The organism is Paenibacillus spiritus (assembly GCF_008710135.1).
Classification (GTDB): domain Bacteria; phylum Bacillota; class Bacilli; order Paenibacillales; family Paenibacillaceae; genus Paenibacillus_AQ; species Paenibacillus_AQ glufosinatiresistens.
In genome coordinates this window covers 288,938-307,401 of sequence record NZ_VYKK01000005.1, presented here as the reverse complement: position 1 = coordinate 307,401, position 18,464 = coordinate 288,938, and the positions used below count along the sequence as shown (strand labels likewise).

At 57.4% G+C, this 18,464-nt stretch carries 18 protein-coding genes; 8 read left to right on the top strand and 10 right to left on the bottom strand.

Annotated features, from left to right (window positions below; translation table 11 throughout):
- Nucleotides 1-5: 5 nt before the first annotated feature.
- The gene (locus F4V43_RS05960; protein WP_150457317.1) at nucleotides 6-1,019 is read right to left on the bottom strand and encodes an ABC transporter substrate-binding protein; all 1,014 of its coding nucleotides are present in this window, start codon (nucleotides 1,017-1,019) and stop codon (nucleotides 6-8) included.
- Between the two features lie 206 nt (nucleotides 1,020-1,225).
- Between F4V43_RS05960 and F4V43_RS05955 the strand changes: the two genes are divergently transcribed.
- Together F4V43_RS05955 and F4V43_RS05950 are read left to right on the top strand one after the other, a co-directional pair.
- A complete protein-coding gene (locus tag F4V43_RS05955; RefSeq protein ID WP_150457316.1) occupies nucleotides 1,226-2,929 on the top strand; it encodes an alpha-amylase family glycosyl hydrolase in 1,704 nt (567 codons plus the stop codon).
- Nucleotides 2,930-3,207: 278 nt separating this feature from the next.
- Nucleotides 3,208-3,447 (top strand): hypothetical protein, encoded by a 240-nt coding sequence (locus F4V43_RS05950; protein ID WP_150457315.1) that lies wholly within the window; start codon nucleotides 3,208-3,210, stop codon nucleotides 3,445-3,447.
- Nucleotides 3,448-3,563: 116 nt separating this feature from the next.
- Here F4V43_RS05950 and F4V43_RS05945 read toward each other — a convergent pair whose 3' ends face one another.
- From F4V43_RS05945 to F4V43_RS19670, 4 genes are all read right to left on the bottom strand, one after another.
- Nucleotides 3,564-4,370 (bottom strand): ABC transporter permease, encoded by an 807-nt coding sequence (locus F4V43_RS05945; RefSeq protein WP_223879789.1) that lies wholly within the window; start codon nucleotides 4,368-4,370, stop codon nucleotides 3,564-3,566.
- Nucleotide 4,371: 1 nt separating this feature from the next.
- Nucleotides 4,372-5,172, bottom strand: coding sequence for an ABC transporter permease (locus F4V43_RS05940; RefSeq protein WP_150457314.1), 801 nt, complete (start codon nucleotides 5,170-5,172; stop codon nucleotides 4,372-4,374).
- Nucleotides 5,169-6,215: an ATP-binding cassette domain-containing protein gene (locus tag F4V43_RS05935; RefSeq protein ID WP_150457313.1), complete on the bottom strand. Its 1,047-nt coding sequence runs from the start codon at nucleotides 6,213-6,215 to the stop codon at nucleotides 5,169-5,171. The genes F4V43_RS05940 and F4V43_RS05935 overlap by 4 nt, the downstream gene beginning before the upstream one ends.
- Nucleotides 6,216-6,416: 201 nt before the next feature.
- Nucleotides 6,417-6,554: a hypothetical protein gene (locus F4V43_RS19670; RefSeq protein WP_191089489.1), complete on the bottom strand. Its 138-nt coding sequence runs from the start codon at nucleotides 6,552-6,554 to the stop codon at nucleotides 6,417-6,419.
- 352 nt (nucleotides 6,555-6,906) lie between these two features.
- Here F4V43_RS19670 and F4V43_RS05930 point away from each other — a divergent pair, with 352 nt between their 5' ends.
- Nucleotides 6,907-7,533: an FMN-dependent NADH-azoreductase gene (locus F4V43_RS05930; protein WP_150457312.1), complete on the top strand. Its 627-nt coding sequence runs from the start codon at nucleotides 6,907-6,909 to the stop codon at nucleotides 7,531-7,533.
- Nucleotides 7,534-7,614: 81 nt separating this feature from the next.
- On the opposite strand, the gene rsgA is transcribed toward F4V43_RS05930, so the two are convergent.
- The 4 genes from rsgA to F4V43_RS05910 all read right to left on the bottom strand — a co-directional run bounded on the left by rsgA (nucleotide 7,615) and on the right by F4V43_RS05910 (nucleotide 11,148).
- Complete coding sequence (gene rsgA, locus F4V43_RS05925) at nucleotides 7,615-8,700, bottom strand: ribosome small subunit-dependent GTPase A (RefSeq protein ID WP_150457311.1); 1,086 nt, start codon at nucleotides 8,698-8,700, stop codon at nucleotides 7,615-7,617.
- Between the two features lie 430 nt (nucleotides 8,701-9,130).
- Nucleotides 9,131-9,853, bottom strand: a complete 723-nt coding sequence (locus tag F4V43_RS05920) for an HAD family hydrolase (RefSeq protein WP_150457310.1) — start codon at nucleotides 9,851-9,853, stop codon at nucleotides 9,131-9,133.
- A 118-nt stretch (nucleotides 9,854-9,971) separates the two neighbouring features.
- Nucleotides 9,972-10,433, bottom strand: a complete 462-nt coding sequence (locus F4V43_RS05915; RefSeq protein WP_191089488.1) for a DUF3939 domain-containing protein — start codon at nucleotides 10,431-10,433, stop codon at nucleotides 9,972-9,974.
- 118 nt (nucleotides 10,434-10,551) lie between these two features.
- Nucleotides 10,552-11,148, bottom strand: a complete 597-nt coding sequence (locus F4V43_RS05910) for a metalloregulator ArsR/SmtB family transcription factor (RefSeq protein WP_150457309.1) — start codon at nucleotides 11,146-11,148, stop codon at nucleotides 10,552-10,554.
- A gap of 185 nt (nucleotides 11,149-11,333) precedes the next feature.
- On the opposite strand from F4V43_RS05910, the gene F4V43_RS05905 reads away from it, so the two are divergent.
- From F4V43_RS05905 to F4V43_RS05895, 3 genes are all read left to right on the top strand, one after another.
- On the top strand, nucleotides 11,334-12,317 hold the full coding sequence (locus F4V43_RS05905) for a YpdA family putative bacillithiol disulfide reductase (protein WP_150457308.1): 984 nt from the start codon (nucleotides 11,334-11,336) through the stop codon (nucleotides 12,315-12,317).
- Nucleotides 12,318-12,327: 10 nt separating this feature from the next.
- Entirely contained in the window at nucleotides 12,328-12,771 is a 444-nt protein-coding gene (locus tag F4V43_RS05900) for a DUF441 domain-containing protein (RefSeq protein ID WP_150457307.1), read from the top strand.
- A 98-nt stretch (nucleotides 12,772-12,869) separates the two neighbouring features.
- Entirely contained in the window at nucleotides 12,870-13,382 is a 513-nt protein-coding gene (locus tag F4V43_RS05895) for an ADP-heptose synthase (protein ID WP_150457306.1), read from the top strand.
- A gap of 107 nt (nucleotides 13,383-13,489) precedes the next feature.
- On the opposite strand, the gene F4V43_RS05890 is transcribed toward F4V43_RS05895, so the two are convergent.
- Nucleotides 13,490-13,801 carry a HesB/YadR/YfhF family protein gene (locus tag F4V43_RS05890; RefSeq protein WP_150457464.1) on the bottom strand — a complete coding sequence of 104 codons (312 nt, stop codon included), beginning with the start codon at nucleotides 13,799-13,801 and terminating at the stop codon, nucleotides 13,490-13,492.
- Between the two features lie 517 nt (nucleotides 13,802-14,318).
- On the opposite strand from F4V43_RS05890, the gene F4V43_RS05885 reads away from it, so the two are divergent.
- Both F4V43_RS05885 and F4V43_RS05880 read left to right on the top strand, forming a co-directional pair.
- On the top strand, nucleotides 14,319-16,064 hold the full coding sequence (locus F4V43_RS05885) for an ABC transporter ATP-binding protein (RefSeq protein ID WP_150457463.1): 1,746 nt from the start codon (nucleotides 14,319-14,321) through the stop codon (nucleotides 16,062-16,064).
- A 223-nt stretch (nucleotides 16,065-16,287) separates the two neighbouring features.
- On the top strand, nucleotides 16,288-18,354 hold the full coding sequence (locus tag F4V43_RS05880) for an ABC transporter ATP-binding protein (RefSeq protein WP_150457305.1): 2,067 nt from the start codon (nucleotides 16,288-16,290) through the stop codon (nucleotides 18,352-18,354).
- Nucleotides 18,355-18,464: the final 110 nt, after the last annotated feature.

Below are 18,464 nucleotides of genomic sequence, written 5' to 3'. Positions count from 1 at the left end.
GAGCGCTACTCCCCGTTGTCCCGGACAGCCTGCCGGGCGAATGAATTGTCGACAATGGCCGAGGCCGGAACCCTCTTCTTCAGTTCGCCGGAGAAGGACATTACATCCAGCAGATTGTTCCACTCCTTGTCGTCGATGACCGGATCTTCGGCGTAGGTGTCCTGCTCCTTGTAGCGGGTGATCGCCGAGACAACGATGCTCCGGTCGGTTTTGTCAAAATACGGCATGACCGCATCCGCAATCTGGCCGGCGTCATGCGATTTGACCCACCGCTGGGCGCGTTCGATCGCCTTCGTGAATTTCCCGGCGGCCTCTTGGTTCTTCTTGATGTAGCTGCTCTTGGCCATGAACACGGTATAAGGCAGGTAGCCGCTCTCCACGCCGAACGAGGCGACTACGGCTCCCCGCCCCTCCTTCTCGAAGATGGAGGCCTGCGGTTCAAACAGCTGGACATAGTCTCCGGTCCCGGAAGCGAAGGCGCCGGCAATATTGGCAAAGTCAATGTTCTGAATCAGCGTAAGATCCTTCTTAGCGTCGATTCCTTTCGCATGGAGCGTGTAGGCTCCCGCCATCTGCGGCATTCCGCCCTGGCGTTGTCCCAGAAAGGTGGAGCCTTTCAGCTTCTCCCAGCTGAAATCGGGGTCCGGCTTGCGGGCAAAGAGAAAGGTACCGTCCCGCTGCGTCAGCTGGGCGAAGTTGATGACCGGGTCCTTGGTGCCCTGCTGGTATACATAAATGGACGTTTCCGCGCCTACCAGCGCTACGTCAATCGCCCCGGAGAGCAGTGCAGTCATCGTCTTGTCGCCGCCCGGAATCGTCTGCAGCTCCACGTCCAGCCCTTCATCGGCAAAAAAGCCCTGGCTCAGCGCCACATATTCCGGGGCATAGAACACGGAACGCGTCACCTCGCCGACCCGGATCTTCACATCGGCGGACTTCTTCCCGCAGCCGGCGGCGAGTCCCGCAAGCATCAGCACAACAAGCATGAGCGCAACGGCTTTATCCTTTGTCTTCCTCATGGACTGTTCTCTCCTTTCCGTTCTTTCGGGCCGATGCCCTTTTTTGGCATCATATGCGGAGGAGATTCAATCGGTTCAGAGAGGGCAAAAAAGAAGTGCAAACGTTTGCCGGAAAGTGTATGATGACGATATCCGCCGGTTTCTAAAACGCTTACGAAACCGGCCGCGAGAGTACCGCCCCTACGAAAGGAGAACTTAATTTCACTATGCACTCCACTTATCTGCGCAGAGCCGGAGCGGCGCTTCTGCCCTGCGCGCTTACCGCTGCTCTGCTCGCCGGCTGTTCGTCCGGCAACGACCAAGATACTTCTGCCGCTTCTTCAGCTGCGGCCAGGCCTACAGCCTCGTCCCCGGCTTCCGCGGCTCCGGCCGCAGCAGCGCCTTCGGCAGCGGAAACGGCAGTCGATGAACAGCCTTCCTCCGTCTATTATGAAATCTTCGTGCGTTCCTTCTACGATTCGAACGGAGACGGCATCGGCGATCTCAAGGGGATCACCGAGAAGCTGGATTACCTGAACGACGGCAATCCCGACACGCACGACGATCTCGGCGTAGGCGGAATCTGGCTCATGCCGATCAATCCGTCTCCAAGCTATCACGGATATGATGTGACCGACTACCGGAGCGTGAATCCGGATTACGGCACGGTAGAGGACTTGCGCGAACTCGTCGCAGAGGCGCATAAGCGCGGGATCAAGGTGATTATGGACCTGGTGGTCAACCATACCAGCAGCGAGCATCCGTGGTTCAAGGCGGCCGCAACCGACCCCAAGAGCCCTTACCGGGACTGGTACGTCTGGGCGGAAGACCAGGGCCGCTCGCCGGAGGGCGTCAGCGCAGCCGGCTCGGGCAATCCGTGGCATTCCGTTCGCGGCTCTCATTACATGGCTACCTTCTGGGAGAAGATGCCGGATCTGAATTTCGATAATCCGAAGGTTCGGGAAGAGATGAAATCCGTCGGCAAGTTCTGGCTGGACCAGGGACTCGACGGCTTCCGCCTGGACGCGGCCAAACATATCTATGAGGATACGGCGGCGGACCGCGGAGACGCCACAACCGCGAAGAACGTGGCCTGGTGGCAGGAATTCCGCAGTTCCCTGACTGCGGTCAACCCGAACGTCTATCTGGTCGGGGAAGTCTGGGAGGATTCGGCGGCCACAGTCGGCGCCTATCTGAACAAAGCGTTTGATTCGGGGTTCAACTTCGGCCTGTCCGAGTCCATTCTCAGCGCGGCCGGCTCGGAGAAAGACAATGGCCTCGCCTTCTCTCTCGAACGGACGTACAAGCTCTACGGCAAAGTATCGGAGGGCAGCTTCACCGATGCTACCTTCCTCGGCAATCACGACGTCAACCGGTCGATGACCCAGCTTCAGGACAACGCCAACCATGCGAGAATGGCAGCCGCGATCCAGCTTACGCTGCCTGGCAATCCGTTTATCTATTACGGGGAAGAGATCGGCATGCGGGGGCAGAAGCCCGACGAAGGCATCCGCGAGCCGATGCAGTGGTACCCGTCCGGAAGCGGACAGGGCCAGACCACCTGGGAACAGGCGGCGAACAATCCGGCCGGAGGGGCCAGCGTCGAGTCGGAGAACCAGAAGGCCGATTCGCTGCTCAGCCATTACCGCAAGCTGATTGCGCTTCGGAAATCGACTCCTGCGCTTCGGGACGGAGCTGTTAAGGAATATAGCCCGGGCAACGCCGGAGTAATGGCCTATGAGCGCATCGCGGCAGACGGCCGTGCGCTTGTGGTTCATAATCTGACCGGATCGGGCCAGACCGTGAAGCTGGAGAAGACGACAGACGGGGTTCTATATGCCTCGGTTCTTGGCGACACTTCCGGGCAGGCATCCCTTAAGGACGGTTCGCTCTCTCTTCCTGCTTATACTACCGTCGTTCTTCAGCCTTAGAGAGCCGGAGAACAGCCCCGGGAGGACGGAGCAGCCAGCCGGCCAGCGTCTCCCGCAGACTGTTGTCTGCCGAGCGGCGCCGCTGACATCCGTCCTCCGAAGGCGGGCTGCCGGATGCATTCGGCACGCCGGTGCGGATGGCCCCCGGGGGATCTATTCCTTCCGGATCAGGCTGAATCTTTTATTCTTTATGTTATCATAAGCTGATTTTAAGGTAAATTTAAGATAAGGAGGATACTATGATGTCATGAAATAACTTTTGAAGAAGGTGATTTCAAGTGAGGATGCTGATTCCGTTCCAGAACAAGATGATCCCCGTCTATTTCACGACCGAGAACAAACAGCCGACGCAGAAAGTGCTCCGTCTGCTGACCAGTGCGCTGGACCTGAAGATCAAGAAAGGCAAGAACGCAATCAAAACATGCTTGAATTCTCTGATAAGCATCGAAATCAAAGGCTCAGAGGCCATATTGCACAGTTATAGCGAGAATGATACCCTGGCGCTTTCCCTTTATTAAGGGCAAGGGAGTACGGACAGCGCCGCATTGGGACAGACACAAGCGGCAGTTCAAGGAAGAGCCTTCCTGAACTGCCGCTTGTGTCTGTTCGCTTATCTCCCGTATTCTGCCGTCTCTCAATTGCCTGCGCTCTCATAACGTCTCAGCCCGGTACGGAAGAGCAGGAGCGCGGCTGCCGTGCAGTAGACGGCGACCAGGGGAGCCAGCCACCCGTATACGGCCCATTCTCCCGCCCCCAGCAGAGCGGCCGCCGGGAAGAAGCTCACAAAGGCAAACGGGATGGCCAGTGAGATGAACAGCTGCATGCCAAGCGAGAATATCGTAATCGGATACTTGGCGAACTCGCTGAGATTGTGGACCATCAGCGGAAAGGCGTTGCCGGACGCCTTGATCCAGAACGCCGAGCAGTTGGCGGCCAGGTTGATGGCCACCCGGATCGTCAGTGCCGAAGCCATCATCACGAGACCGCCCAGAACGGTCCATACATTCCAATCGATCCGGATATGGGCCAGGGACATTCCGATGATCGTACCGCCGATCAGCACATTGCCGATGCCGTTCATGCCGATGCCGGCGCAGAATACTTGCAGGACCAGCGGGACGGGACGCACCAGATAACGGTCCAGCTCCCCCATGTTCACCAGCCGCAGCAGCCGCCAGGTCCCCTCAAAGAACAGCGAGCCGATTCCTTCGGAGAAATACACAGCCGCATACATAAAGGCCACCTCCCACATCGTCCAGCCCTGAATGTCCGGAATCCGGGAGAAGACCACCCACAGGAACAGAAACCCGACAACTTGGGTCAGAGCCGCCGCTCCGATCATGATATAGAAGTCGGATGTATATTCCAGAATCGCCTTCAACTGCTGCGTGAAGAGCCGTCGGTACAGGAAAAGGATTCGGCGCAATGACATCTTCTTCATCCTAGCCTCCATGAATTGTAATTTGCCGCACAGCCCAGCTCCAGAGCCGCTTGCCCAGCAGCCACAGCGCCGCGATCCAGAACCATTGGATAGCGATCAGTTCGGCGGCATGCACCGGGGTGTGCATGCCAAGGAAGATCGTCGTCGGAGTGCTGACGATGCCCTGGAAAGGCAGCGCCATCGCCGCCGTTCTCAGCCAGCCGGGGAAGAACGCCAGCGGCACGAGTGCGCCGGAGAGCAGATTGGTGACGGCCATCCGGGTCCAGATGATGCCGATGCCGCTTGTCGTGTAGAAGCAGAGCATGGCAGTGCAGTAGATCAGTCCGAATTTGACCAGGATCGAGGACAGCAGGCTGACCGCGAACAGGGCGGCGTTAAGCCCGTTCTCCGGCATCGGGATGCCGAAGGCGAGCGCTGCCGCTGCTCCGATCAGCAGCGCGCTTAGAATCCCTTCCAGCACGCAGGAGCCCAGCGATTCGGCAAGCCTCGCTTTTTGGAAGTCAATCGGTTTCAACAGATCCATCGCCACCGTACCGTCGATCACCTTGCCTGTAATTCCCGACTCGGAATAGTAGGACAGCATCGAATTCACAAAGAAAGTGACCAGCAGATACGTCTTCATCTCTCCCCATCCGTACCCGGCAATCTCCGTCTGGCCGGCATAGATCGCCTGCCACAGATAGAACATGGCGATCAGCGTCACGAAATTCCCGAGAAAGCTGAGAATAAAGGACAACCTGTAAGATAACGTGTTCTGCATGGCGCATACGGCAAGCGACCTGTATTTCTTGAATCCCTTCATTTCAGGCGGTCACCTCCCGCCGCGTACGCCGGCTCCGGCAGATTCAAATCCAGCTTCCCTTCATAGACTTGGCGGATAATCTGTTCAATGCCCGGCTCGTCGATGTGAAAGTCGATCACCTCCGCGCAGGCAATTACCCTCTTCACAATTTCACTGGCCGTAATCCGGAACCGATCAAAGCAGATAGCCAGCCGCAGCGGCCCGTCCTCCTCCGGCGCAAGCCCCGGAATATCCCTGAACAGCCTTCCGGGATCGGGAATCGGAGAAGCCAGTTCCAGATGAATCGTCCGTTCTCTGGCAAAGGCATCCTTGACCTCTTTCAATCTCCCGTCAAAAATGATGACGCCGCGGTCGATTATCACGAGCCGCTCGCAGAGATCCTCAATATCGCCGAGATCATGGGTCGTCAGCATGACGGTGGTTCCCTTCTCCCGGTTCATCTGCTTGATGAAGCTGCGGATGCGCAGCTTGACCGATACGTCGAGTCCGATCGTCGGCTCATCCAGATAGACAATCCGGGGATCGTGCAGCAGGGCGGCCGCGAGGTCCGCCCGCATTCGCTGGCCAAGCGACAGCTTGCGCGCCGATAAATGCAGAAACTCGTCCAGCTCCAATAATTCTGTGAACGCTTTCATGTTGCGGTTGAAATCGCCGCTCGGCACTTCATAAATGTCCTTCAGCAGATTCAGCGATTCCAGAACCGGAATGTCCCACCAGAGCTGCGTCCGTTGGCCGAAGACGGCTCCGATGCCCGCAGCATTCTCCATGCGCTGCCGGTAAGGATCTATTCCGTTCACCCGAATCTGCCCCGAGGTAGGAACAAGCACCCCGCACATCATTTTGATTGTAGTCGATTTGCCGGCTCCGTTCGGGCCTACATAAGCGACGCTCTCTCCTTCTTCAATCTTCAGGTCAATTCCCTTGACCGCATGTTTGTCTGCATACTGCGGCCGGATTAAATGTTTAAGCGCTCCGGACAGACCCGGTTCCTTCACCGCCTGCCTGAATACCTTGTTCAGACCGCTGACTTCAATCTGACTCATTGAGCACCCCTCTTATGTATGCCGTGAAACCTCTTCCATTATAAGGGATGCCCTTCTTCCTCCATACCACCCCGATTAGTGCAATAACCGGTCATAATTAGTTGTTCCGCTCGGTTAAGACCGTAAGACTGCCCATCAAAAAAGGCATGCCCGGCGGGCATGCCTGTCCACAGCCGCGATGGCCGTCTGAAGCCTCTGCGGTCAGCCAATTTTATAATGGCCTTTCTCGGCCTTCTCGGCCTTCTGAATACGAAGCTGGAACAGCTTGACCAGATTGACCTTGGTATGCTCCTCATGACAGTTGTCCAATTTTTTAATAATAAAGCGGTCTATGGACATGTCCGATCGCTCCCTTTTCCTTGGATTCGGGCCTTGCTTCGCCGGTCCTTCCGGGGCCCTTGTATCCCCTATATAACCGGACCTCTCCCCGCTTAAACCCGCCAATCGGCGCGCGGCAAGGGGCGCAGAACGCCATAATCCGACCCGCCCCCAATATCTGGGGGCTCGCTTTGGCAAGAGAACATTTCCATCCCTTTATCTGGGAGCCTCCGAGGACCATTTTGTCGAAAAATTTTTTTTGGAATTCCGGTTTCATGCCGGCTTGAAGATCGCTGTTGACACTAACTTTGTTATCAACTATATTATTTATAGTTAATGATTATTACTTACACATACAGAGGAGACCGTGATTATGTCGAAAGTGTTGTTTATCAAAGCCAATAACCGTCCTGCCGAGCAAGCCGTCAGCGTTAAGCTGTATGAAGAATTTCTGAATGCCTACCGTACTTCGCATCCCGAAGACGAGATCACCGAACTGGACCTCTTCGCCGCGGAGCTTCCTTACTATGACCACTCCATTCTGACTGCGCTGTACAAGGAAGCGAACGGGCTGGAACTGACCGCCGAAGAAGCCAAGCTGGCCGCGCTGGTGGGCGGATACTTCACTCAGTTCGCCGACAGCGACAAGGTGGTATTCGGCTTCCCGCTCTGGAACATGACCGTTCCGGCCGTACTTCACACGTACATGGATTACCTGGCCCAGGCCGGCAAATCCTTCAAGTACACCGAGAATGGTCCGGTGGGCCTGCTGACCGGCAAGAAGGCCGTGCTGCTGAACGCGCGGGGCGGCGTCTATTCCGAAGGACCGGCTGCCGCAGCCGAAATGGCCGTCAACTACGTACGGGGCAACCTGAAGCTGTTCGGCTTCACGGACATCCACGAGATCATCATCGAAGGCCACAACCAGATGCCGCAGCAGGCTGCCGAGATTATCGGCAAAGGGCTGGAGAACGCAAGAGAAGCCGCTCTGACATTCTAAATTTCATCTGCTGCAACGTTAAAAGCCGGGTCAGGAACTCCTGATCCGGCTTTCTTTATAATTTCATGGTTCGGATTGATCTTAATTTTCTTCCCAATCTCTGCGCCACGATTGCCGCCCGGCGTTCCGGCTGCCGCTCTTGACCGAAGCCGCGCCGGCCTTGCGCTTGTTCTTCTGCTCCTTGGCGCTCTGATAGAGCAGCTCGCGCTGGGTTTTGCGGAAATTCAGCAGCCGTTTCTCTTCCAGTCTGCCGTCTGCCGCCGCTTCCAGTACGGCGCATCCCTCTTCCCGCTCATGCCGGCAGTCGGCATAGCGGCAGCTTGCGGCCAGCAGACCGATATCGGCAAAAGCCTGCTCCAGACCGCCTTCGTCGTCCCGAAGCTGAAGCTCCCGCATTCCGGGCGTATCGACCAGGACAGCGCCCGAGGGCAGAACAAACAGCTCCCGGTGCGTTGTCGTATGACGCCCCCGGCTGTCATCTTCTCTGACCTCCTGGGTCCGCTGCAGCTCCCGGCCGCAGAGCCAATTGACCACCGTCGATTTGCCGCAGCCGGAAGACCCGGTCAGGGCTACGGTCCGGCCTGGGCCCAGATAGGACTCCAGCTGTTCCCGCCCGTCGTCCCTCAAAGCGCTTACCGCATGAACGGGAACGCCGGGCGCTGCCGATTCCATCTCGCCGATGCGCCGCTCACGGTCTTCGCACAAGTCGGCTTTGGTCAGCAGAATTACCGGCATTGCCCCGCTGTTCCAAGCCATAATCAGATAACGCTCCATCCGGCGGACATTAAAGTCATCGTTCAAGGCGGCTACCAGAAACAGCGTATCGACATTGGCTGCAATCAGCTGTCCCTGCGACACTACCGTTCCGGCTGCCTGGCGCAGGATCGCGCTGTTTCTCGGAAGCGCCCCTTCGATCTGGAGCAGCCGGCTGCCGGCGGGCCGCCGGACGGCCACCCAGTCGCCGATGCCGGGATAGTCTCCGCCTGCCTCCAGGCGGTGGCGGTATTTGCCGGAGAGGCTGCCCCGGTATTCTCCGCCCTCCGCCGCCAGTTCAAATTCGCTGCCGAAGTCTCCGATAATCCGTGCGGGCTCCAGCTCTTCGGGCCAGCGTCCTTCCTGCCAGCGCCGATGCCATTCTTCATTCCATCCATAAGTCGTCATGTTCATTGTTAAAGGATTCCTCCAAGAGTTTAGGTTGGGTCTTGCAACCGCGTTCTCCCGGATTACAGGCCTGCCTGCGCTGCAAAAAGCCCGCCGGAACATCCAGAGTTCCGGCGGGCAGGGTCCTGCATATTAGAGACGGGCTTGGCAACGCCGCCCGTCAAAAGGCACAGCAAAGCTGGCGTACCTGCAAAAAAGCCGCCGGAACCCCAACGGTTCCGGCGGCGCTGTAATTGACGCCAAAGATATAGGCTGCCAAAGTTCAGCAGCGGCACTTCAACAATCGCACGGCATTAAGACCGGCGAAAGCCTGCTTCCGGGGGACGCGTATAGGGATCGCTATTCAGTTGACGGGTCTGTACGCAATAAGCCATCATAATACATCGTCTCCTTCCGGTTAATCTGAAGCCATCATAACGGGTCGCGGCAGGAATTGTCAACTCTTCAATTTTGGCGTCAGCCAGGCGCCGACGGCTTCCGGCAGCTCCGCCAATCGATCGATCACAGCGAACGGACGCGCCGTCAGGCGCTCGTCCCAGCCGTGGCGGCGCCTCAGCCAGACAGCCGGGATTCCGGCGTCCCACGCGCCCTGAATGTCATTGACGGGATGGTCGCCTACGAACAGCGTCCTGTCCGCCTCCACGCCGAGCTTGCGCAGCGCGAAGCTGTAGATTCCGGGATCGGGCTTCGCAATCCCCGCTTCTTCCGAAATGACAATGGCGTCGAAGTAGCGCCGAAGGCCAAGCCGGTCGATTTTACCGTTCTGAAGCGCCGTCTTGCCATTGGTTACCAGCCCCAGCCGAAGCCCACGGTTCCTGCAATCCTCCAGCACCTGCTCCGCCTTCTCCATCACGGCAAAATGCCCGGTATACGTCCGGTCGTAATAGGCGCGGATTTCTTCGGGGCTCAGCGGCCGGCTCCACGGCAATTCCCGGCTCAGCTCGGCAAAATAACCGTCCTTGTCCCGGTACCCGTCCGCGTCGCGGACAATCATGTCCTCGGCGGCCGCTTCCCGCTCCGCCTCGTCCAGATGAGCCATGAACTCGCCTGTCATCGCCGTGCAGAAGCTGCGGAACGTCGCGTCCCGGTCCATCAGCGTATTGTCCAGATCAAACAGAATCCCTCTCGCGTCTCTCTCTCCACCGTTCACTGCATCCATTCCTTTCGTCTCTCGCTTGCCACAGCGTCCATTGTACCGCGTACAGCAGATCAAGGGCAAAAAGAAAAGCACCTTGCGGTGCCAGAAGAAGCAGAGAACGGCAGTATCGGCAATCCCCTTATTTGAAATACTCTTCGCGGTGCGTCAGCATCATTTCCTCGTCTGTAATATACAGCGGAAACGGCGGCATTTCCTTGAGATACCGTCCGCTGGCCAGCAGCCGGTAATGAACCTGGGGCAGCCTGACGTCTTCCATAAGCGGAAGCTTGCCCGTGTCGCTGAGGTAGCAGTCGACGGCGGATTGAACCATATCCAGATAATACGGAATCAGCCGGTCGTCCTCGGAGAAAATTTCGAACGTCTCTCTCGACATATAGAATTTCTGTTCCGTGGTTCCCCCGAGATAGCGGGTCAGCCGGTTCAGATCCAGACTCTTGTCCTCTCGCAGCAGCACGGTACGGTTAATGGAGGCGGGCATATCCTTCTCGAACTGCCGGACAGCCTGCTTGACATCCGGCAGAGTGACGGTGATTTGGCGGGGAGCGTCTTCGGTTTTGCGATTTCTTTTGAAAATCACCATGTTCGTCTCCTTCCCACATAACGTAATAGAATACGCTTACAATTACATTTTATGCGAGATTGCCGAATATTAATAGCTAAAACTCCGTTTTCACTTTTTTGTTGAAACTTTGTGATGTTTATTTGACATTCTCCCAATGCGTCCATATTTCAGGCGGATTAAGGGTATACTTCCCGTCTTCACGGTACATGAACTGGTGCATAATAAACTCCCGCCGGATCGTGGCATAATCCTCATGATAGGTCTTGATAAATGCATTGATCTCCTTCTCGGTATACACCACATCCGGCTTAAGCTGTTCGACCATGTGCTCCAGCACGATCAGCTTCTTCTTGTACTGAACCGGAAGCTGCCGAAGCTTGCCGTCCTTCGAGTAGAAATTGGACAGCACCGTCTCTTTCTGCGACCTTGCTCCGCTCTTCTCCTGCATTTGCTGTACCCCCTTGTTCAAAATGAATTGCAGCGACGCGTCTGCGCCGTACCGGATAAATTCCTCATTGAGCTGAAAATAAACCGTATTCTTGTCTCTCCGCTCCTTGATAAGCGCGGCCGAACGCAGCTTGGACGCATGATGCGTCACGGTAGGCTGCGACAAGTTCAGCTTCTCGGCCAGCGTCTGGCCGTTCAGCTCGCCTCCTGCAAGCAGCAGGAGCATCTTCAGCCGGGTCGGATCGGCCAGTGCTTTGTGATATTGGACAATGGCTGCAAGCTGCATCCCGAATCACTCTCTTCTCGATCAATAGTATAGATATATATCTAATTATATATTTGTCTAATCAGATTAGCAACCCGGATCTATCCGATTGGATAAATTCCTGCTTTTGCTGTAGGATTTGAGTTATCCGCATGCCGTTGCGCATGCTCCATTACCCTACTCGATACGGAGGTAGTTCAAGGAATATGATTGACGTCATCATCATCGGCGCCGGGCCCTGCGGCCTGTCCGCCGCCATCGAAGCCGGGCGCCAAGGGCTTACCGCGCTGATTGTGGAGAAGCACTTTATTGTCCACTCCATTTACCTGTATCCGAACGGCATGCAGTTCTTCAGCACCGCCGAGCTGCTTGAGATCGGCGATGTTCCCTTTACCTCGCAGAACGACAAACCTTACCGCCAGGAAGCGCTGGTCTACTACCGGCGGGCCGCCGAGCGCTACGGCCTCCGGATTGCCGCCTATGAAGAAGCCGTCTCGGTGCAGCGCCGCGCCGACGGGAGCTTCGAAGTTCATACCGTGAATAACCGCGGCCAGCGGCAGGTGCGGGAGGCCGCCCATGTCGTCATTGCCACCGGCTATTTTGACCAGCCGAACTGGATTGGAATACCGGGGGAAGAGCTCCCGAAGGTCACTCATTATTTCAATGAAGCCCATCCTTACACCGGCATGCGCGTAGCCGTCATCGGAGGCAGCAACTCGGCCGTCGACGCCGCTCTCGAGCTGATGCGGGTCGGCGCCCAGGTGGATATGATCTACCGCGGCGACAGCGTCTCGGACAATATCAAGCCTTGGGTCCGCCCCATCTTCGAAAGTATGGTCGAGAAGGGCAAAATCACCCTGCATCTCCGTTCCCGGGTTACCGAAATTACGGCCGACACCGTAACCGTAACTCCGAATGACGGCGGAGAGAGCTTGAAGATCGAGAACGATTTTGTACTGGCCATGACCGGCTTCCGTCCGAACCGCGAGCTGCTGTCTTCGGCCGGCGTGGACATGGACGACAATATGGATAAGCCGGTGTTCAATCCGTCCTCGATGGAGAGCAATGTGCCGGGTCTGTATATTGCCGGGGTCATCGCATCCGGACGCAACGCCAATGAGGTCTTCATTGAGACCGGGCGGGGCCACGGCAAGCTCATCGCTGCGCATATCGCGGCGAAGTCTCTGTAGGAGCAGCGCCATGGACATGACCTCTCTGCTGCTGCTGGCACTGGCGGCTCTGGGCATTGTCAGCAGCAATTCGGCGATTACGATCTCTATGCTGGTTCTGCTGCTGGTTCGGGTGGCCGGGCTGCACCAGGCTTTTCCTTGGCTCGAAAAATACGGGCTGACGGCAGGCATCATCATCCTGACCATCGGTGTCATGACCCCGCTGGCGAGCGGGCGCATTACGCCCGGCACTGCGCTGCAATCCTTCCTGCACTGGAAGTCGCTGCTCGCGGTCGGCGTTGGCATGCTCGTCGCCTGGCTCGGAGGCCGCGGCGCTTCCCTGCTGGGAAGCCAGCCCACCGTCGTCGCGGGGCTGCTGATCGGCACTGTGCTCGGGGTGGCGCTCTTCAAGGGCGTTCCCGTCGGCCCGCTGATTGCCGCCGGCATCCTGTCGCTTCTGATCGGACGGATGTAGGCGACCGCTCCGGTTGACTTTTGCCGGTGACAGTGTTTTGATAATTCTAGGCTATATCCCGCGTTAAACGCAGTCCCGACAGCCCCAGGAGGATAATGATGTCCAGACAATTTGTGACGGAAGCCGTCATGATGGCCATATACGGTCAACTGCTCGTCCCCGCGGAACCGGTGGAATATCTCGTTCCCTACACCACGGTGCTGGAGCTCTACGAGCTGAAAGACAGCAGCGAGCCGCTGATGAACCACCCCGAAGACGAGCGGCATGTGAAGGAGAAGATCGCCGAGCTGATCTCCTACTTCGAGGAACCGCTGAACCAGAAGAAGCTGCGGCGGTGCCTGAATATGCCCTGGTCGAAGAGTCCTTCGATTCTCGTCGGGGAGAGAGCCCGGATTACCGTGGTCAACGGCGTTGACAATGCCGCTTACGGCGAGCTGTTCGATCCGATCGAGACCGAGCTGCTGCTGGCTTCCCAGCGCGAGAATGCGCCGATCCTGACCGATCAGCTCGAGCTGATTCAACGGATTATAGAAGGCGGAGTTCCAGTGCAGGTCTATGATATCGACGATTTCGAGTATGCCATGGAAGAAGAACCATTTCGTTCGCACTGACGGATGAATGGTCCTTGCTTACGCAGCAAAGCCCCGGCCTGAAGAGGCCGGGGCTTTGCTGTTGCTGCAGGAACGTCCGTCTATTCTGACGCCGGAACCGGCGGCATTTAAGCTTGTTCCCTGGCAGAAGCCGGTTCGTAGACATAATCAATGTCGTCTTCCGCCTTGTCATAGACGATGCTCAAGTTGTAGCCGTCCATATACCACAGATCCTGCTCCTCCAGGTAGAAGAAGACGCCTTCGCGCGTCTCCTGCATCCCCGGGCGGACGGCCGGCTGGGCGGCGATGCCGAGCGAGAAGCCGGGATGCAGTCCGCCGCCCGAGCTGTAGCGAGGGAACAGGCGGAGCTGGGCTCCCTCCTGGAGGGACAGCTCTCTTTTGAACCAGGAAGCGGCTTCCGAACTAACCGTGATGCTCATCATAGCTCATCTCCTTATCCTCTTCATCATAGCTAAAATTCCCCTGTTTCCAAACCGGCTGCCGGTCAATACTTAAAATTTTTCGCATTTTGTTCAAAATTACGTTTGACAATTTCTCGGACCGGATGATAAAGTGTAGACGTAGCGATTCAACTTCTAGTAATTACCAATTTCTTAGAAAGGGTGATCTCGGTGTTTAAACATAGACTTTATTCCATTTCGTTCCAGGCTATTCTCCGTCCCCAACCGAATACCGAAGCGTCCCCTTTTGTGAAGAAGTCTTCCTGAGCGCACGGCGTCCGCCGCCCTGCATCTACAGGAAGAATCGTTCATAATGAGTGCGGTGCGCTTAGCACCGTTCACATGATGCGTTTGCTTCCTACAGGCATATCATCCGTTAACGGATGGTATGCCTTTTTTGGTTGAATGGCGGAGCCCAGGAAGGAATTGTCCTCCCCGCCGCTCCGGTCGCTACCCGATTGACGCAAGCTTTTAACGAAAGGATGAAATACGGATGATATTTTCTGTACTCCGCAATCTCGGCTGGTTCTTCCGCCGCGAGAAGAAGCGGTACACCATCGGCCTCTTCATGCTGGTCCTCGTCGGCATCCTCGAACTGCTGCCTCCACGGCTGCTCGGGAACGCCATCGACAGGATCGTCAGGGGCTCCATCACGTCCGGCGCCCTGATCGCCTACATCGCGGGCATTGTCGGCCTGCTGGCTGTCATTTACGGCATTACGTACATATGGATGCACAGCCTGTTCGGCGGCTCCAATCTGGTGGAGCGTCTCCTTCGCTCCCGGTTCATGAATCATCTGATGACGATGACCCCCTCGTTCTTCGAGCGCAACCGGACCGGTGATCTGATGGCCCGCGCCACCAACGATATCCGCGCCGTGTCCGTAACGGTCGGCTTCGGGATGCTGACCCTGGTCGATTCGACTATCTACTTCTCTGTCGTGCTGCTGGCCATGGGCGTGCTGATCAGCTGGAAGCTGACGCTCGCCGCCGTACTTCCGCTTCCGCTGATTGCCTTGGCGATGGTGGTCTACGGCAAAGCGATCCACAAACGCTACACCCTGGCCCAGGACGCCTTCGGCGATATGAACGACCAGGTGCTGGAATCGGTCTCGGGTATCCGCGTCATCCGCGCCTATGTCCAGGAACGCCTGGATGAGAAGCGGTTCGGCGACATCACCGACGACGTCTACCGCAAGAACATGGCCGTTGCCCGAATCGACGCCTTCTTCGAGCCGACGATCCGGTTCTGCGTCGGTCTCAGCTACATCATCGGCCTGACTTACGGCATGTACCTCGTCTTTCACAGTGAAATTACGCTAGGCGACCTCGTCTCGTTCAATATGTATCTCGGAATGATCGTCTGGCCGATGTTCGCCATCGGCGAGCTGATTAACCTCATGCAGCGGGGCGGCGCTTCGCTCGACCGGATCGACGAGGTGCTTCACACCCGGCCGGATGTTCAGGACCCGGAAGACACCGTGGAGGTCTCCTCACCGGAGACCATCGAATTCAAGGACGCCACCTTCCGCTATCCGACCTCCGCGCAGGACAATCTGCGGGAAATCGACCTTACGCTCCGCCGAGGCGAAACGCTCGGCGTTGTGGGACGGACCGGCAGCGGCAAATCCACGCTGCTCAAGCAGCTTCTGCATGAATATCCGACCGGCAGCGGCACCATAGCCGTCTCGGGGGTTCCGATTAACCGCATCCCGCTCGACCGGCTGCACAGCTGGATCGGCTATGTGCCCCAGGAGCAGATTCTCTTCTCGAAGACCGTCCGCGAGAATATTCAATTCGGCAAGCCCGGCGCTTCCGACGATACCATCATGGAAGCGATCGCCACTGCGGCCTTCGACCAGGATCTCGGCACGCTGGAGCGCGGCCTGGATACGCTCGTGGGCGAACGGGGCGTCTCGCTCTCGGGCGGACAGAAGCAGCGCGTTTCGCTCTCCCGCGCTTTTATCGCCGAGCCGGACATTCTGATTCTGGACGACGCGCTCTCCGCCGTTGACGCCCGCACGGAAGCCCGGATTGTAGACAACATCCGCGAACACCGCCAGGGCAAGACCACTCTGATCGCGACTCACCGGCTGTCCGCCATCGAGCATGCCGACCAGATCGTGGTTCTCGAGGACGGCGCCATTATCGAGCGTGGTACGCACGAAGAGCTGCTGAAGCAGAACGGCTGGTACCGGGAGCAGTACGACCGGCAGCAACTGGAGAATAATCTGAACAACTAGGCCGAAGCTAGTAAAACTAGGTTTATGCTTCCGATGCAGTTTTACCGAAGATATTCGATGAAGCGGAAGCTAGTAAAACTAGGTTTATGCTTCCGATGCAGTTTTACCGAAGACATTCGATGAAGCGGAAGCTAGTAAAACTAGGTTTATGCTTCCGATGCAGTTTTACCGAAGAAAACCCGATGAAGCGGAAGCTAGTAAAACTTTTAGGAGGTTATCCCTCATGAAATCCAATACAGGCAGGCGCTTGTTCCAATACGCGCTGCATGCCAAGAAGACATTCATCGCAGCTCTGCTGCTGCTCTCCATCGGGGTAGCGGCCGAGCTGGCCGGGCCTTTTATCGCCAAATCAATGATCGACAACCATATGCTGGCCATCGAGAAGCCTTACTTTGTCTCGGAATCCTCTCATCAGGCTGCGGAATACCGGGGCGCTTATTACAAGCGCGGTGACCGGTTCGAGCCGGGGGAAGCCAGAGGCCGGGAGGTCCGGCTGCTCCAGATCGGCCGGAGCTTCTATTTCATTGGCGAGGCGGTACCCCGGACGGAAGGCGAACGCAGCTTCCGGGACGGGACCCTGACCATCGCCCGGGACGGACAGTCCGTCAGCTATCCGGCGGCGAAGCTGTCGGCGGGCGAACTGTTCGCTTTTTACAAACCGGAGTTCCCCGGCATCTACCGGCTGGTCGGCCTATACGGCATTCTGCTGCTGGTCTCGATTATCGCGGAGTTCGGCAAGACGTACTGGCTGCAATCCTCGGCCAATCAGGTCGTCCGGAAGCTGCGGACCGATGTGTATGCCCATATCCAGCGGCTGCCGGTTCACTTCTTCGATAACCTGCCGGCAGGCAAGGTCGTCTCCCGGGTGACCAACGACACCGAAGCGGTCAAGGATCTGTTCATTGCCGTGCTCTCGAATTTCTGTACCGGCATCATCAACATCACAGGCGTATACATCGCGCTCTTCCTGCTCGATTACCGGCTCGGTCTGGTCAGCCTGTTCATTCTGCCGGTCATCGTGCTCTGGATTGTGCTCTACCGCAAGGTGGCCACCAAGTACAATACGGTCATCCGCTCCCGTCTGAGCGAGATCAACGCCATTATTAATGAATCCATCCAGGGCATGTCGATCATCCGGATCTTCCGCCGCCAGAAAGAGCGGCTGGAGGAGTTCGAGACGCTGAACGACGATTACCTGAAATACCAGAACAAAATGCTGAACTTGAACTCCTTCACCTCCCACAATCTGGTCGGGGTGCTTCGGAATGTCGCTTTTGTGATGGTGCTGTGGTATTTCGGCTTCGGCAGCCTGTCGGGTTCCACCGCTATTTCGCTCGGCGTGCTCTATGCCTTCGTCGATGTGCTGGGCCGGATGTTCCAGCCGATCACCGGCATGGTCAACCAGCTGGCCAACCTGGATTCCTCGATGGTATCCGCCGGACGCGTCTTCAAGCTGATGGACGAAGAAGGCGAGCCGGTTACGGACGGATCGATGCCGCGCTACAAGGGCCATGTGGAATTCAAGAACGTCTCGTTCGCCTACAAGGAAGGGCATGAGGTGCTCAAGAATATCTCCTTCCGGGCGGCGCAGGGCGAGACGGTGGCGCTGGTCGGACATACCGGTTCGGGCAAAAGCTCGATCATCAACCTGCTGTTCCGGTTCTATGATCCGCAGAAAGGCTCCATCACGATCGACGGCAAGGAGACCGTCTCCATTCCGAAGCAGTGGCTGCGCAGCCATATGGGCATCGTGCTGCAGGACCCGTATCTGTTCACGGGCACGATTGCGTCCAACGTCAGTCTCGGCGACGAGCGGATTACGCGGGAACGCGCCGAGCGCGCGCTTCGCGAGGTAGGCGCCGACCGGCTGCTGGCGCATCTGCCCCAAGGCTTCGATGAACCGGTCGTGGAGAAGGGCAGCACGCTGTCCGCCGGACAGCGCCAGCTCATTTCATTCGCCCGGGCGCTCGCCTTCGATCCGGCGATTCTGATTCTCGACGAGGCGACCTCCAATATCGATACCGAGACCGAGAGTCTTATTCAGGAAGCGCTGGAGGTGCTGAAGAAGGGCCGGACGACGTTCATCATCGCCCACCGCCTGTCCACCATCCGAAGCGCCGACCAGATTCTGGTGCTGCATCACGGCGAGATTGTCGAACGGGGCAGCCACGAGGAGCTGATGGCAAAAGAGGGCCGGTACTACCGGATGTACCAGCTTCAGTCGGGCAATGCAGGCGGTGCGGCCGCACCTTCCCCTGCGCCGGTGCTTTCTCCGCTTCCGGGCAAATAGACGCTTCTGCGGCTACTGCAACGAACAACGCCTCCGGGCTTCCCTGATCGGGAGCCCGGAGGCGTTGTTCGTGTGCGGCGGCGTTGCTCTCGCCTGAATGCCGGGGGCCG

Excerpts from the sequence above, each read along its gene's own strand:
- F4V43_RS05960 (WP_150457317.1), bottom strand. The coding sequence starts at position 1,019 with ATGAGGAAGACAAAGGATAAAGCCGTTGCGCTCATGCTTGTTGTGCTG.
- F4V43_RS05955 (WP_150457316.1), top strand. The coding sequence starts at position 1,226 with ATGCACTCCACTTATCTGCGCAGAGCCGGAGCGGCGCTTCTGCCCTGC.
- F4V43_RS05945 (WP_223879789.1), bottom strand. The coding sequence starts at position 4,370 with ATGAAGAAGATGTCATTGCGCCGAATCCTTTTCCTGTACCGACGGCTC.
- F4V43_RS05940 (WP_150457314.1), bottom strand. The coding sequence starts at position 5,172 with ATGAAGGGATTCAAGAAATACAGGTCGCTTGCCGTATGCGCCATGCAG.
- F4V43_RS05935 (WP_150457313.1), bottom strand. The coding sequence starts at position 6,215 with ATGAGTCAGATTGAAGTCAGCGGTCTGAACAAGGTATTCAGGCAGGCG.
- F4V43_RS19670 (WP_191089489.1), bottom strand. The coding sequence starts at position 6,554 with ATGTCCATAGACCGCTTTATTATTAAAAAATTGGACAACTGTCATGAG.
- F4V43_RS05930 (WP_150457312.1), top strand. The coding sequence starts at position 6,907 with ATGTCGAAAGTGTTGTTTATCAAAGCCAATAACCGTCCTGCCGAGCAA.
- rsgA (WP_150457311.1), bottom strand. The coding sequence starts at position 8,700 with ATGAACATGACGACTTATGGATGGAATGAAGAATGGCATCGGCGCTGG.
- F4V43_RS05920 (WP_150457310.1), bottom strand. The coding sequence starts at position 9,853 with ATGGATGCAGTGAACGGTGGAGAGAGAGACGCGAGAGGGATTCTGTTT.
- F4V43_RS05915 (WP_191089488.1), bottom strand. The coding sequence starts at position 10,433 with ATGGTGATTTTCAAAAGAAATCGCAAAACCGAAGACGCTCCCCGCCAA.
- F4V43_RS05910 (WP_150457309.1), bottom strand. The coding sequence starts at position 11,148 with ATGCAGCTTGCAGCCATTGTCCAATATCACAAAGCACTGGCCGATCCG.
- F4V43_RS05905 (WP_150457308.1), top strand. The coding sequence starts at position 11,334 with ATGATTGACGTCATCATCATCGGCGCCGGGCCCTGCGGCCTGTCCGCC.
- F4V43_RS05900 (WP_150457307.1), top strand. The coding sequence starts at position 12,328 with ATGGACATGACCTCTCTGCTGCTGCTGGCACTGGCGGCTCTGGGCATT.
- F4V43_RS05895 (WP_150457306.1), top strand. The coding sequence starts at position 12,870 with ATGTCCAGACAATTTGTGACGGAAGCCGTCATGATGGCCATATACGGT.
- F4V43_RS05890 (WP_150457464.1), bottom strand. The coding sequence starts at position 13,801 with ATGAGCATCACGGTTAGTTCGGAAGCCGCTTCCTGGTTCAAAAGAGAG.
- F4V43_RS05880 (WP_150457305.1), top strand. The coding sequence starts at position 16,288 with ATGAAATCCAATACAGGCAGGCGCTTGTTCCAATACGCGCTGCATGCC.